Here is a 13,256-nt window from a genome sequence, read left to right as displayed (position 1 = left end):
GTGGCGCGCGCCGGTCCTCGGCCCGCCACCGCGGCCACGACCGGCCTACTCGGCAGGCGCCCCGCCGTCCCCGGTGTCAGCATCGGACTCATGAGGGCACGCCACGCATCCGAGGGCACCCAGGCCGGCACCCCTGTCGCCGAGGGCGGCCGCCGCGACGTCAAACGGCGCGTGATCGCGATCGTGCTGGTGCTCGTGGCCCTGGTCGGCGGCTACTTCGCGGCCGCGGCGTACATCCCGCGCTGGTGGTCGCACCGGATCGGCGGCGCGTCGAACGGCGCGTTCTCCACCGGGGTGCTGCTGGGCATCTGCTTCGGCATCGTGTTCACGGTCCTGCCGCTGGGCCTGCTGTGGTTCACGATGCGCCGGTCGATGCGCTGGAAGACCCGGGTGATGTGGCTGGTGCTGGCGGTGATCCTGGCCGCGCCGAACCTGATGACGCTCGGCGTGGCGGTCGGCACCGGCGGCGGCTCGCACGCCGGCCAGCGCACCATGGACGTGCAGGCGCCGGGGTTCCGCGGCGCCACCGCCGTGGGCGCGCTGATCGCGGCGCTGATCTTCGTGGCGCTGGTGATCGCCTTCCGGCGCAAGGGGCGTCCGCCCAAGGTGCCGAAGAAGCCGAAGACGCCCGCGCCGCAGCCTGCCGACGTCTGAGGTCTGGCGCTGCCCCTGGTTACGCCTGCTTGGCGGCGAACGGGCTGTAGAACAGCTCCAGCTGGATCCCGTCGGGGTCCTCGAAGGACACGAACTGCCCGAGGTCGGTGTCCCGCACCGGCGAGTGCGCCACTCCCAGCTCGTCGAACCGCGCGATCCACTCCTGCAGCTCCTGCGGCGTCCCCACCCCGAACCCGAAGTGGTCCAGGCCGGTGGCGGTGTAGTCGAACGCCTCGCCGGAGTTGCCGGTGTGCTGCTGGAACGCCACGCACATCCCGTTCGAGTGCAGCATGATCGTCTGCCGCCAGTCGGTCCGGTCGGTGACGGCCAGGGTCTTGAAGCCCAGCACGTCGGTGTAGAAGGCGACGCTGGCGTCCCGGTCCCGGACCGAGAACGACACGTGCGACCAGCCGGACAACTCGGGCATGCGACGCTCCTGGAGGCAAGGTATGAGTCGACGCCGCACGCTACCGCACCGGACGAACGAACGCGCCGGGCCCCGTGCGCTTGGATCACACGGGGCCCGGCGCGCCGCTCCGTCAGAGCCCTGACCAGGCTCAGCGGGCCTACCGCGGCTACCAGGCCTGCCCGGCGACCTGCCGCGTGACGTGGTTGAGCCGGTTGAACAGGTTCGTCAGCGCGACCATCATCACGATCGCGGCCAGCTGCTTCTCGTCGAAGAACTGCGCCGCGCCCTCCCACACCGCGTCGCTGACGCCCTCGGGGTTGTCGGCCAGCCGCGTCGCCGCCTCGGCGAGCGCCAGCGCCGCCTTCTCCTCGTCGGTGTAGAACGGCGCGTCGTGCCACGCCGCCACCAGGCCGATGCGCTCCTCGGACTCCTTCATGCGCCGCATGTTGCCCATCCCGGAGTACACGCACGGCGCGCAGCCGTTGATCTGGCTGGCCCGCAGGTGCACCAGCTCCAGGATCGCCGGCTCCACGCCGCCGCTGTTCACGGCCTTGTAGAGCTGCTGGACTGCGCCGCTGGCGTCGAGGATCACGGCGGGGTTCTGGATACGAGCTTCCACTTCGGTTACTCCTGTATGAGTCGAAAGATGCTGCTTCACTATGGTTGGCCCTTGTCGGCCGCCTTGGTCCTACGCATCTCTGACTCCCGGGCACCGGGGAATGTGACAGCGCCGGATGTGACCTGGGTCACATCCGGCGCTGTGGGCTGTTTCCGCCGCTCAGGCGGCGGGGGTGGGTCGCTAGTTCTCCTGCCAGACGGTCACGTCCAGCACCGCGTACGGATTGGCGTCCGTGCTGGAGGGCAACCGGCGCACCGTCACCAGCACCAGGTGCCCGGTGCCGGTCGTGATGCAGAAGCTGCTGCTCGTCGACAGCTGCGAGAGCAGCACGTCGTGCTGGTAGCGGGTGTCGTTCAGGCACGAGGTGAACGAGCCGGTGTCGGTCTGGTCCAGCACCGCCACGCGGTCGGCGTAGAACCGGCCGTCGACGAAGCTGCCGGCGAAGAAGCCCATCGTGTCCGGACCGTTGGCCGTCCCCGCGGCCGGATGGTACGGATCCGACAGGAAGTTGACGCTGTAGCCGGACGCCAACTGGATCCCGACGTACGTCCCCACAACGGTGCCCGGCACGACGGTCGACGTGGCCGAGCTGGAGCCGTTCGTCGGCGTCGCGGACGCCGTGGGATTGCTGCTGGAACCACTCGCCGTATAGCTGGGGATGGAGGGCGTCGTCGGCGCGCTCAACGACGCCGACCCGGTGGGCCGCGACGGCTTCGACGTCCCCGACAGCGGCAGGACGGAGGCGGAGGTGTTCTTCGAGTCCTGCTTGGAGTTCAGGGCATGGTCGCCGAACGCGCCCACGCCCACGCCTATCGCGAACAGCAGGATCGGGATGCCTATGCGCGCCAGCGGGCTCTTCTTCGTCGGCGGGCGGGGGCTGCCGCTGCCGGGGACCACGGCGGTCGGCTGGAGCACGGTCGTGGTACGACCCGACGTGGCGCGCGCCGAGGCCTCGCCGGCGCCCTGAACAGGCTCCGCCGCAGCCTTCGACTCGGCCGAAGCCGCAGCGTCGCGGCCGCCCGCCGCGGCCTTGGACTCCATCGGGTCCACGCCATCGGCGCGCGCCTCAGCATCGTCATCTGGCTTCGGCTGCGCTGGCGCCTGCTGGTCCGACTCTGACTGGGCCGATGCCTTCTCGTCCGCAGGCGCCGTCTCCGTCTCCGCCGCGGCCGATGCGTCAGCATGTGCTGCCTGCGCGATGTCCGCGTTCTCGCCGCGCACCGATGCCTCGGCCGCCGCGGCCATCGCCTCCGAATGCGCCTTCGCCGCCTGAGCGTTCGCCTCAAGCTGCGCCCGAGCCGCCGACCTGGCGCGCGCCGCCTCCGCCTGGGCGTCTACCTCATCGCCGGCCTCTGCTTCTACTTCTACCTCAGCCTCAGAACCGGCGGCCTTCCGCTCAGCCTTACCCTCGTCGCCCCCGTCCGGGTCCGCCTCCGAATCCGCTGCCGGGTCGTCTTCCCTCGGCGTGATGATCGAAGGCTCCGGCGGCGTAGGCGTCGCCGCTCCACCGGTGTTCCGGCCCTCGTCCTCCTGCGCGAGCTCCGAGATCTGCCCCCAGTACTCCCGCCAGGCCTCGACATCCCCCTCCCACGCCTCGACCAGCGCCAGCGTCACCTCGCGCGTCGGCAGCCGTTCGCCGCCGAGCGCCGCCTCGATCTGTGTGGTCGTGAGTCCCGTGCGTTCCCGCAGCTCCTCACCGTCGGGCCCCTCCGCGAAGTCGCGTAGCTCCCGCAGTCCCTGCGCCAGCACCGCCACCGCCGACGTCGACGACACCTGCTCCACTCCCCTGCTCGTCCGATACGTCGGTGCCCAACCCTAGTGCCGTGCGGGGCGGCGCCACGACCTCGAATCAACAGCTGGATGCCGATGGCAGGATCTGCTCGGAAGTCACGAAACCTTGACAGTTTCGAGCATCCGCAGTGTATTTATGCACGGCGTGCGCCCCGCAGATCTTTCAAGATTCAGCAAGGAGGCACCATGTCGTCACCCCGTTCCGTCCCACGGCGTATCGCAACAGCCGCCCTGTCCTGCGCCCTGGCAGTACTGCCCCTGACATCCGGCACCGCTCACGCGACGCCACGCACGGCGAGCACCACCGGCACTACCTCCGCCACGTCCGCCACCCTGGCCGCCACGCCCCCGATGGGCTGGAACGACTGGGCCCACTACCAGTGCTCGGTCGACGAGTCCGTGGTCGTGGCCAACGCCGACGCCCTGGTCAGCAGCGGTCTGGCCGCGAAGGGCTACAAGACCGTCACCGTCGACGACTGCTGGATGGCCTCGTCCCGTGACTCGGCCGGCAACCTCGTCGCCGACTCCACCAAGTTCCCGCACGGCATGGCCTGGCTCGGCAGCTACCTGCACAGCAAGGGCCTGAACTTCGGCATCTACGAGGACGCCGGCTCCTCCACTTGCGGCGGCTACCCCGGCAGCGGCCAGCCGCAGGGCGGCGGCGCCGACCACTTCGCGCAGGACGCGGCGACGTTCGCCTCCTGGGGCGTGGACTACCTGAAGCTCGACGGCTGCAACGTCTACATCCCGAGCGGTGAAAGCACCGAGCAGGCGTACCACAACGCGTACACCGCCGAGTCGAACGCGCTGGCCAGTGCCGGCCGTCCCATCGTGTTCTCCGAGTCCGCCCCCGCGTACTTCCAGAGCGGCGAGTGGGGCAACCCGACCTGGTTCGACGTCCTGGGCTGGGTGGGCCAGCTCGGCCAGCTGTGGCGCGAAGGCTACGACATCGCCACCTACAACAGCTCCAACCCCTCGGCGAGCCGCTGGTCCTCGGTCCTGTCCAACTACGGCTACAACCGCTGGATCTCCCGCTACGCCAAGCCCGGCAACTGGAACGACCCCGACTTCCTCATCGCCGGCGACCCCGGCCTGACCGCCGACGAATCCCGCAGCCAGGTCGCACTGTGGGCGATGATGAACGCCCCCATGATCCTGTCCTCCGACGTCGCCCACCTCAGCACCGACGGCCTGGCCGCCCTCGGCAACACCGACCTGATCGCCCTGGACCAGGACCCGGCGGGCCACCAGGCAGGCGTGGTGTCGACCAACGGGAGCACCGACGTCCTGGCCAAGCCGCTGGCCAACGGGGACCGGGCGGTCGCCGTCCTGAACCGCGGCTCGTCGGCGCAGACGGTGTCGACGACGCTGGCCTCCGTCGGCCTGCCCGGCTGCACCGCCTCCGCGAAGAACCTGTGGACCGGCGCCACCACCACCGGCAGCACCCTGACGGCGACGATCCCCGCCCACGGCACCGCCATCTGGCGCCTGACGCCCTCGGCTTCCTGCGCCGCGGCGGTTCCGACCGGCGAGATCGCCGGCAACGGCGCCAAGTGCGTGGACCTGACCGGCAGCAACACCGCCGACGGCACACCGACGATCCTGTACACGTGCACAGGCAACGCCAACCAGTCCTGGACGCGGCTGGGGGACGGGAGCGTGCGGACGCTCGGCAAGTGCCTGACCGCCAACGGCACCACCGCCGGCAGCGCGGCGGTGATCTCCACCTGCAACGGCAGCACGTCGCAGCAGTGGACGGCGCAGGCCGACGGGACGGTCACCAACAACGCCTCGGGCCTGTGCCTGGACGTCTACGGTGGCGGCAGCGCGGACGGCACGAAGTTGGACACCTGGACGTGCGGCAGCCACCAGGCCAACCAGACCTGGGCTTTGCCCAGCTGACGCGCGCCGGCCCGGCTTGACGCACGAGGGCGCGGCGGGGGACCTTTCCCCGCCGCGCCCTTCAGCGCGCTCCTATATCCCACCCCAGACCGCAATCCATTGCAGCGCCATCAGCTTTACCAGCGCTACCTACCAGCCTTACCAGCTAGCGATCAGCTCTTCTCTGAGACATCCGCCTCTTCCCTGCGCCCACCCGGCACCCGCGTCCCCGCAGCACCGTGCCGCTCCCGAGCAGCCGCCGCCAACTCCCCACGCAGCGACGCGGCCGCCAACTCCGCCTCCCGCCGCGCCTCCCGCTCCGTCGCCAGCGCCGCCGCGTCCTGCTGCCAACGGGCCGTCACCTGCTCCACCTGCACAGCAGCCGCCTCCACCGCGGCCTCGGCGCGCGCCGCCCGCTCGGCCTCAGCCTGCCGGGCCGCGGCCTCCCGATCGGCACGCTCGCCCTCGGCGACCCGCCCGGCGTGCGCGGACTCCGCATCGGCCTTGGCCGCCTGCACCTGCGCGCTCAGCCCGGCCCGCAGCGCCTCCAACTCCGCCGCCGCCCGCTGCGCCACCGCCTGCGCCTCCGCAGCCGAGGCCGCAGCCTTGCCTTCCGCCGCGGCGATCTGCGCGTCAGCGGCCTGCCTCATCAAATCGGCCTGCTCACGCGCCGCCTGCAACTGCAACGCCGCCTCCGCACGGGTCCGATCGGCAAGCTCAGCGGCTTCGGCGGCGTCGCGCCGTGCCGCCTCCACCTCCCGCCGCGCCTGCTCTCGCATCGCCACGACCGCAGCCTCACCCTGTTCCCGGACCCGCGCGAGCTCCTGCCCGGCCTCATCACGCAGGGCCCGCTCCTGCTCAGCATGCGCGACCACCGCAGCGTCCAGAGCCTCCCGCGCCACCTCGGCATCAGCCCCAGCCTGCTCCGCGCGCGCACCGGCGGCCTGCCCCGCGACTTCCGCCTCCGCCCGCCGCGCAGCCTCAGCCGCAGCCACCTGCTCCGCCGCCGTCACCCGCGCCGCAGCATCAAGCTCCACCGAGCGCACCTGCCGCTCAACATTCTCCGGATCGGTGATCGCCTCAGCCCGCTCCAACCACAGATCGACCTGCGCCCCCAACTGCCGCAACGTCGCCGCCACCGACACCCCGGACGCCTCGAACCCGGCGCGCGCCGCCGTCACCGGCATCCCCCCGCCCTGCGCACCCCCGGCCCCGGCGCCACCGAACGCACCGGCACCGCCACCAAGGCCAACGCCCCCAACCACCGAGCCGCCACCCCCAACACCACCGGCCCTGACCCCGCCAACACCGCCGCCGACCGCCCCCGAAGCCGCAGCAGCCTCCGCCCGAGCCGCAGCCTTCCGCGCCCGATTGAACGTCACAGCATTGTGCCCAGGGTCATCGCAGTACTCGTGCCGCCGCCCCCGACTCCCCGGCAACGTCTCCTTCACAGGCCGCGAACACCGCCCCAACCGCTCGAACTTGCACAACGGCCGCGCCCCGGCACTCAACTCATCGCTCACACCTCCATCTTCCCGGACCTCCCACCCCACTCCCACCCCGCCACTCCGCGACACTGTGCGCAATACAGTTTCATTGCGTTGCGATACATGCAATGCAAGGCAACCCTGTAATGCAATGCAAGGAAATAGCCTCCGCATAATGCACGTTATGCGGACTCGCAGCGTGGAGAGACCCCGTCTCGGGTGTCAGCTTTAATGCGGGTGCTGTCGTTGGACGCTGTCCCGTCTCGGCGGAGTTTGGTCGCGGGAGACGGCTTGTCCGGCCGAGTTGGCTGCTTTCGCGCTGAAAGGCAGTCGCCCGGCGACGCAGGCCAGCGATAGGTTGCGGCACCCTTCTACCGCCTGCTGCCCCTGGAGCGCTGCACCTTCTACACGATGAACCTGTTGGGAGAGCCGGACGCACCGCGGGGATTCACCGAAGCCGACCCCCTACACCCCAACGCTGACCTGTTCCTCGACATCATCGAGGCAGGGTGCTCCGACGTGGTCCTTCTCGGAATCTCAGGGCCGCTGACAGGACGCGTCCTCACCGGCAACAGCGACGGCTTCTGGGGCCCGAACGTCTCCTCAGCGACCGACTTCCTCGCCTGGTATGAGCGCTGGCTCGATCACATGGCGGCCGGCAAGGACAACCGCGCCCTTGAACTCACCTCGCCCGGCGTTCAAGCTCTGCGGCGCGGCCGCAACGGCTGAACCCATACGAAGAGATCTTGCTGGGGCGGCCAATTGGCCAGGACGCCTCCGTGCGCAAAGAGGGTTCTCACCGAAGCTGGCCATTGCTGTACGGATGTCGCACCGAACGTGACTTCCCGGTCTAGAAGGGTCAGTCGAACTTCCCCGGGATGGCTGGTCGTCGACGACCCGTCGGCGTTCGGGGCGGAGACTTGGGCTGGCGCCTCGACTTCCGGCTCGCAGGCCTGCAGCTCGCAAGCCGCTGGTCGGCGATTGGCATGATGGCGGCAAGTTCTCAGCGTCTCCAAGGAGCGATCATGACGTTCAACGCCGAAGCCGAGTTCGGCGTTGGCGAACGGGACGAGTGGTCCTATTCGCCAGCTATCGCAGTCGGGCCGCTGCGGTTCGGTATGACCGTCGACGAAGTGGTCGAGGCCGCTGCGATGCTCGGCCACACAAAGGTCAGTGATTGTCCACGGGATCACACAATCTTCTCGCCGACTCGGAAGGTCGAAGTCTCGCATCCCGCGGCCAAGCAGTCCCCGCCTGCCGTCACGGCGTATATAAGCCAAGCTGCAGGACTGTTCTGCATCGCTGCCGACGCCGTGCACGGTCCCCAGGTCACCCACAACGGAATCCCTCTGGTCGGAAGAGACCTGATGGACTTGGAGAGAGCCGAGATCGCGTACGCCGAGACAAACGACGTGCACTTTTGCTACACGCCCGAGGGCTATGCGGGACCGGACGATCCCGGGGTCGTCCTGCGCGGACAGCGTGTCGGGCAGGTCCTCCGATCGCGCCCGTTGTTCATGGTGACACGTGACGGTGCGAACACCGAATGGGACTCGATGCCCTCCGAGGAGCGGCGCATCTACGGCGAGTCCATGGCCTGAAGTGTTGACCCTCCAACCTGCCACAGTTGAATTCGCCGCGTTACCCGGCGTGGAGCAACCCCGTCCCGGGTGTCAGCCTTAAGGCGCGTGCTGTCGTTGGACGCTGCTGTGCCTCGTGGCACAGCGCGACCAATGGATGATCAACAGATATGGGCTACGGCGCCGGCGGCCCGCCCAACCGATCCGATGCCAGCTCCGCAAGCTCGACCACCAGGTGAACGCTGGTCCCCAGGTCTTGGAAGCCGAGCTCGCGGCTGATCGCGGCCATGTGCTCCAGGTCGCCGGTCTGGGTCGTCACCTGGAGGAGGCCGGGGCGTTCGGCGGCCAGTCGTCGCAGTTGCGCCGCCTTCATCGCCAGGCCCAGGCCGTGGCCTCGATGGCGGCGCACCACGGCGGTGTAGCGCTGGAGTCCGAGCTCTGGCTGCGCGCTGGAAATGTAGAGATCTGTCATGCCCGCCACCTCGCCGCTGTCGTCGTGGATGGCGGCGACGGCCCAGATCTCGGTGCCGGACTCGGCGGCCTCCGCCTCCATGGCGCGGACGAGTTTGGGGGTCCAGTCCGGTTCACGGGTATCCAGCCCGCCCATCACCTGGTCGTTGATCGCGCGGCGGGCCATCGCGTAGGACGCCAGGATCTCCTCCGGTGCGGCTCCGATCCAGGTCACCATGCGGTAGCCCAGGGGATCCGGCACGTCCCAGCCGCCGGCTTCCGTCTCGGCAAGCCGCAGCCGCTGGTTGACGAAGCGTGTGACGGGCTTCATCCCCATAGCGACGCACCACGCCTCGAAGCCGCTTGTCGGACGGCACCGTCCCTAGCACCTGCGATCGGCCGATAGTCCGCGACTCGGGTATCAGAGCATCAGCGAAGCGGCGCCCCATCCCGCGCCGGCGCAGATCCGGCCGAACTCGTACCTGAACCACGACCAGCTGCTCCTTGTCCCGCGGCATGTGCAGCCAAGCGGCAGCGACCAGCTCCCCGGCCTCCCGCGCCAGCCACAGCCGCCGCACGACCTCCGGCTCCGCGACAGGATCGCGGAGTTCGGCAAGGAGCAGCCGGCTCAAATGCGGCCCGTCGGGCCGGTCGAAGAGATCGATCGCCCCGAGCAGCTCGGCGACCTCCTCCAGGTCGTGATCGGCAGCCGACTGCGCATCGAGGCGCTCGAAGTCCATGCCGCCTTCCTATCAAGGCCGGAGGCTCATACGAACGGCATTACTGCAAGACGACCGTGGCGCCGTAGCCACGCAGCAGTGCGACGATCTCGTCGAAGTAGTTGTGGCGCTCGCCGGGGTCGCCGTACGCATCGGCCAGGGCGTGTCGGGCGACGTCGGCGTCCTGCCAGACAAGGGTGAACGGCGGCGCGACGCCGAAGCTGCCCGCGAGGCAGTCCTTGAACGCCATCCACTCGCGGCCGAAGTAGCCGCCGGGCCCGACCAGCGCTTCGGCCATGGCGCAGTGCAGGCCGGGCATGTCGGTGACGAAGCGACCGTCCAGGTGGTAGGTGCCGCCGGTGGTGTCAGTCTGCGCCTTCGTCCGGGCGGGGAAGGTCAGATCGAGCCACTCGTCGCGACCCGGCGTCGAGAATCGGGCCCACTGGTTCGGCTCGACGGGAACGCCCTCATACCAGGCCTGCCAGACCGAGCGGGCGGCGGTTGGCGGTGGATCGAAGCAGTCCGCGAAGGTGACGTCGACGAGCGCTGCCTTTAGCACTGAGGGCCGGACCCGGTCGATCGCAAGACTGACGCGGCGCCGCGTCATGGCGCGACCGGCCCGGTCGAGTACCAGCAGCTCGGCGACAGCCGTGTCCCACGACCGCGGTCTGCGCAAGGTGCGCAAGAGCCCTGCGGGTTCGCAGCCGACCAACGTCACCGGCGTCTTCGCGGGTCCCGGCCGCGCGCGGTACAACCCGTCGACGCGCCGGCACCGGCCAAGCGGACGGCCCCATTCGCTGAACAGCCCGAACGCTTCATGCGCGGCATCCGCCGCGGCGATGTCCAGCGCGTCAGTCGGCTCGCAGCCCCGCAGCGTCAGCACCTCACGGCGCAGCGGAACCGGATCGGCGAACAGCCCTTCGACGCCCACCGCCTTCGCCCACAGCTCCGGCTCGCCGTCCTCATTCTCCCAGGCGACGAGGTACCGCAGCGGAAGATCCCGCTCCCAGACCGTCCACTGCGGATCGAACCTCGCGATCAAGTCCCGAGCCCCACCTGAGCCGCGGTCGCATCGTCGAAGACGACAAGCACGTCGTCGGTCCCCAGGTGGAACCGGCCGTCGGGCGGGTAGGCGGCCGGACGGCCGGCCGCGATCCAGACCTGACCCGTGGCCGTCTGTACGTGAATGGCGTCTGGCACCGGCGTCGGAGCGCCGTCCTCTTCGCCGCACCAGTGAATCCGGCACGACTCGATGGGGGTGCCGACGATCCCGGCCCACAGCCGATGGCCCGAAGCTGTGATGCGCGCCGACCCGCCCGGCTGGCCGATCGAGGACAGGAAGTCGCTCATCGGAGCCGGGTAGAGCTCAAGCCCGTAGTAGTCGAACGTGTGGCCCCAGGTCGCCGTGTAGATGTTGCCGTCGTCCATGGCCAGCTCGACGCCCATCGTGGGCTCGTGCCAGGCGCCGCTGTCCCACTCGTCGGGATCGGTTCCCTCTTCGCCACCCATCAGCACGCAGTAGTCGACGGCGACAATCGCTCGTCCCCGGAGGCCGGCGACCAGTCGCTCATAGCGCTCGGCGGTCAGCGGCGGCGGGGCGTTCACCGCCCTATGGTGGCAGCGGTGAGAGGCGACGGCGAACTGGTTTCGAGCGCATCACCGCGGCTGGGAAGCAGACGGCCGTCTCAGGCGGGTGGTGGTCCTGAATAGTTCGCACGCTCCACCTGGCGAGCAGTGCGCCTCACGACAAGGTTCAAATCGTGATGGCGCGCGCCGTCGAAGATATCCACGCGCTTGAAGGTGCCCTTCCCCTCGGGCAGCATCAGGTTTCCGATCAAATCAACGATCAGTGTGAATGCGCCGACTTGTTTCCGCGCACCAGGCGGCCCTTGGATCGCCCAGGCCCACCCCAGCGCGATCTTTGCCAGCCGGGGATCTGGAATCGGCTCGTTCTTGCGAGCACGCTTGATGACCTCCTTTCGGACCTCCTTGGGAAGCTGGGCCCATCGCTGCCGCGCTTCATAATCCGGATCCGGATCCACTGCCAAAAAGTCCCGTCTGATTCTGCGTGCCGCGGTCCGCTTCATATTCGGCTGACGAGATAAGCCAGGGTCTCCAAGCACGCGCCCGCCCCGATGACAGCCAACAGGATCCACAGGTCAGGTAGCTGCAGCCGCCAGCGTGGCTATCATCCGCCCGTCGAGCAGCCGCAGCTTGATGCCCTGCGACACAACGAACTGCCGCCCCAGACGCCACGGCACCATGTACCGGATGACGCAGTTTTCGACGACGATCCCCTCAGGCCGCAGCCGAATCGTCGACCGCCATCCGATGACCCAGCAGACATAGAAGACGACTCCCTCGATCGGCGTCCCCACGAAAGCAGCCGAGCTATTCCCTTTGGCGATCGCGACAATGGCGCCGATCAGAATCGCACCGGCGGTCACGGCACTAAAGGCGATCAATCCAATCGCCCTTGTCCTGTTCCGGACCACGACCTCCTCGTTCGACCCCAGGGTGAACGAGGCCCGCGTGATGGTGGTAGCTGGCATTTCTGTCTCTCTTACGACGCTGCTCATCAGTCTGGGCACCGTGCCGTCAGCTGGAGTGGACGAGGAAGACGAACTGCACCGCGACCAACGCTCCGACAACGACAGCGAACTGAAACAGCGCACGGCCTCGCAGGCTGCCCGTGAGCTGCGGGGCCTCCTCGCCCTGGATTTGCGACACAGCCGAGCGGCTGATGTGGTCACCGAGGCCCACGGACAACGCCAGCACCCCGAGCATGACGTCGGTGAAGAGCATCAACAAGATCGGTGCGCTCTGGTGCTTGATCGCGGCCTGGCCGGCGGTGACCAGGAAGCCGACGCCTACGCCGATGGCGATGGACCGTCGCTGGCCGGCAGTGGCCACGAGCCGGCCGAACCGGACGTAGAAGCCTGCCGCGGACAGGATCGCGACGGCCACATACCACCAGCTGGATATGGAGGTGCTCATCCGTACATCGGGTCTTTCAGGATTGTGGACGGGCCCATCGCGAGCCCGATGCCTGCCATCGGGCTCGTCGTGTTGGACACGGTGAAATGCTCAGCTGAGGAAGTACGCCAGGGCCGCGAGGGCCTCGCCCGCGCCGATCACGGCAAACAGGATCCACCAGTCGGGCAGTTGAAGTCGCCAGTGGTACTCGGCTGACGGGTCACCGACCGGCGAGGAAAGGACAATCTTGTCGCTCTCCTCTTGGAGGCGGTCCCGGATCGGCGGGAATGCGGAGTAGCCATTGAGCTGAGCCCCCAGGGAGCCCTGGAAAGCCCACGTGGAGATCATCCGCCCGTCGAGCAGCCGCAGCTTGATGCCCTGAGACACAACGAACTGCCGCCCCAGACGCCACGGCACCATGTACCGGATGACGCAGTTTTCGACGACGATCCCCTCAGGCCGCAGCCGGATCGTCGACCGCCATCCGATGACCCAGCAGAGGTAAAAGAGGAACCCGCCGATCGCCGGCACCAAGAAGACGCCGATGGTGTTCCCCTTGGCGACCCCGACGAAAGCGGCGATCAGAAGCGAGCCGGCGCCCACCGAACCAAGAGCAATCGCTCCCAACGCCCTGGTCCTGTTCCGAACCGTGACTTCCTTGTTCGAATCTACGGTGAAAGAAGCCCGCGT

15 protein-coding genes and 1 pseudogene are annotated in these 13,256 nt (G+C 68.8%); 4 read left to right on the top strand and 12 right to left on the bottom strand.

Annotation, left to right across the window (positions count from 1 at the left end; translation table 11 throughout):
• Positions 1–90: 90 nt before the first annotated feature.
• Complete coding sequence (locus tag ABH920_RS24105; RefSeq protein WP_370351368.1) at positions 91–654, top strand: permease; 564 nt, start codon at positions 91–93, stop codon at positions 652–654.
• Positions 655–673: 19 nt separating this feature from the next.
• Here the strand turns inward: ABH920_RS24105 and ABH920_RS24100 are convergent, their stop codons facing one another.
• The 3 genes from ABH920_RS24100 to ABH920_RS24090 form a co-directional block, all read right to left on the bottom strand.
• Positions 674–1,081, bottom strand: a complete 408-nt coding sequence (locus tag ABH920_RS24100) for a VOC family protein (RefSeq protein ID WP_370351367.1) — start codon at positions 1,079–1,081, stop codon at positions 674–676.
• A 148-nt stretch (positions 1,082–1,229) separates the two neighbouring features.
• A complete protein-coding gene (locus ABH920_RS24095) occupies positions 1,230–1,682 on the bottom strand; it encodes a carboxymuconolactone decarboxylase family protein (RefSeq protein WP_194920479.1) in 453 nt (150 codons plus the stop codon).
• 180 nt (positions 1,683–1,862) lie between these two features.
• Entirely contained in the window at positions 1,863–3,455 is a 1,593-nt protein-coding gene (locus ABH920_RS24090) for a hypothetical protein (RefSeq protein WP_370351366.1), read from the bottom strand.
• A 204-nt stretch (positions 3,456–3,659) separates the two neighbouring features.
• Between ABH920_RS24090 and ABH920_RS24085 the strand changes: the two genes are divergently transcribed.
• Positions 3,660–5,375, top strand: a complete 1,716-nt coding sequence (locus ABH920_RS24085; protein ID WP_370351365.1) for a ricin-type beta-trefoil lectin domain protein — start codon at positions 3,660–3,662, stop codon at positions 5,373–5,375.
• A 152-nt stretch (positions 5,376–5,527) separates the two neighbouring features.
• Here the strand turns inward: ABH920_RS24085 and ABH920_RS24080 are convergent, their stop codons facing one another.
• A complete protein-coding gene (locus ABH920_RS24080) occupies positions 5,528–6,541 on the bottom strand; it encodes a hypothetical protein (protein ID WP_370351364.1) in 1,014 nt (337 codons plus the stop codon).
• 711 nt (positions 6,542–7,252) lie between these two features.
• On the opposite strand from ABH920_RS24080, the gene ABH920_RS24075 reads away from it, so the two are divergent.
• Both ABH920_RS24075 and ABH920_RS24070 read left to right on the top strand, forming a co-directional pair.
• Positions 7,253–7,570 carry a hypothetical protein gene (locus ABH920_RS24075; RefSeq protein ID WP_370351363.1) on the top strand — a complete coding sequence of 106 codons (318 nt, stop codon included), beginning with the start codon at positions 7,253–7,255 and terminating at the stop codon, positions 7,568–7,570.
• A gap of 296 nt (positions 7,571–7,866) precedes the next feature.
• Entirely contained in the window at positions 7,867–8,442 is a 576-nt protein-coding gene (locus ABH920_RS24070; protein WP_370351362.1) for a hypothetical protein, read from the top strand.
• Between the two features lie 154 nt (positions 8,443–8,596).
• Here the strand turns inward: ABH920_RS24070 and ABH920_RS24065 are convergent, their stop codons facing one another.
• The 8 genes and pseudogenes from ABH920_RS24065 to ABH920_RS24030 all read right to left on the bottom strand — a co-directional run bounded on the left by ABH920_RS24065 (position 8,597) and on the right by ABH920_RS24030 (position 13,193).
• Positions 8,597–9,208 carry a hypothetical protein gene (locus ABH920_RS24065; protein ID WP_370351361.1) on the bottom strand — a complete coding sequence of 204 codons (612 nt, stop codon included), beginning with the start codon at positions 9,206–9,208 and terminating at the stop codon, positions 8,597–8,599.
• A gap of 19 nt (positions 9,209–9,227) precedes the next feature.
• Positions 9,228–9,611, bottom strand: a pseudogene (locus ABH920_RS24060) (GNAT family N-acetyltransferase); the annotation flags it as partial.
• 40 nt (positions 9,612–9,651) lie between these two features.
• Entirely contained in the window at positions 9,652–10,632 is a 981-nt protein-coding gene (locus ABH920_RS24055; RefSeq protein WP_370351360.1) for a barstar family protein, read from the bottom strand.
• Positions 10,629–11,195: a hypothetical protein gene (locus ABH920_RS24050; protein ID WP_370351359.1), complete on the bottom strand. Its 567-nt coding sequence runs from the start codon at positions 11,193–11,195 to the stop codon at positions 10,629–10,631. The genes ABH920_RS24055 and ABH920_RS24050 overlap by 4 nt, the downstream gene beginning before the upstream one ends.
• A gap of 80 nt (positions 11,196–11,275) precedes the next feature.
• Complete coding sequence (locus tag ABH920_RS24045; protein ID WP_370351358.1) at positions 11,276–11,632, bottom strand: hypothetical protein; 357 nt, start codon at positions 11,630–11,632, stop codon at positions 11,276–11,278.
• Between the two features lie 117 nt (positions 11,633–11,749).
• Positions 11,750–12,142 carry a hypothetical protein gene (locus ABH920_RS24040; RefSeq protein WP_370351357.1) on the bottom strand — a complete coding sequence of 131 codons (393 nt, stop codon included), beginning with the start codon at positions 12,140–12,142 and terminating at the stop codon, positions 11,750–11,752.
• Between the two features lie 46 nt (positions 12,143–12,188).
• Positions 12,189–12,557, bottom strand: coding sequence for a hypothetical protein (locus ABH920_RS24035; RefSeq protein ID WP_370351356.1), 369 nt, complete (start codon positions 12,555–12,557; stop codon positions 12,189–12,191).
• Positions 12,558–12,677: 120 nt separating this feature from the next.
• Positions 12,678–13,193 (bottom strand): hypothetical protein, encoded by a 516-nt coding sequence (locus tag ABH920_RS24030; protein WP_370351355.1) that lies wholly within the window; start codon positions 13,191–13,193, stop codon positions 12,678–12,680.
• Positions 13,194–13,256: the final 63 nt, after the last annotated feature.

Source organism: Catenulispora sp. EB89 (assembly GCF_041261445.1).
Taxonomy (GTDB): domain Bacteria; phylum Actinomycetota; class Actinomycetes; order Streptomycetales; family Catenulisporaceae; genus Catenulispora.
This window is presented reverse-complemented; position numbering and strand designations above follow the sequence as displayed.

What these genes read in the sequence shown, in the direction of transcription:
- ABH920_RS24070 (WP_370351362.1), top strand. Translation starts at nt 7,867, where the DNA reads ATGACGTTCAACGCCGAAGCCGAGTTCGGCGTTGGCGAACGGGACGAG.
- ABH920_RS24105 (WP_370351368.1), top strand. Translation starts at nt 91, where the DNA reads ATGAGGGCACGCCACGCATCCGAGGGCACCCAGGCCGGCACCCCTGTC.
- ABH920_RS24080 (WP_370351364.1), bottom strand. Translation starts at nt 6,541, where the DNA reads ATGCCGGTGACGGCGGCGCGCGCCGGGTTCGAGGCGTCCGGGGTGTCG.
- ABH920_RS24065 (WP_370351361.1), bottom strand. Translation starts at nt 9,208, where the DNA reads ATGGGGATGAAGCCCGTCACACGCTTCGTCAACCAGCGGCTGCGGCTT.
- ABH920_RS24085 (WP_370351365.1), top strand. Translation starts at nt 3,660, where the DNA reads ATGTCGTCACCCCGTTCCGTCCCACGGCGTATCGCAACAGCCGCCCTG.
- ABH920_RS24040 (WP_370351357.1), bottom strand. Translation starts at nt 12,142, where the DNA reads ATGCCAGCTACCACCATCACGCGGGCCTCGTTCACCCTGGGGTCGAAC.
- ABH920_RS24075 (WP_370351363.1), top strand. Translation starts at nt 7,253, where the DNA reads ATGAACCTGTTGGGAGAGCCGGACGCACCGCGGGGATTCACCGAAGCC.
- ABH920_RS24100 (WP_370351367.1), bottom strand. Translation starts at nt 1,081, where the DNA reads ATGCCCGAGTTGTCCGGCTGGTCGCACGTGTCGTTCTCGGTCCGGGAC.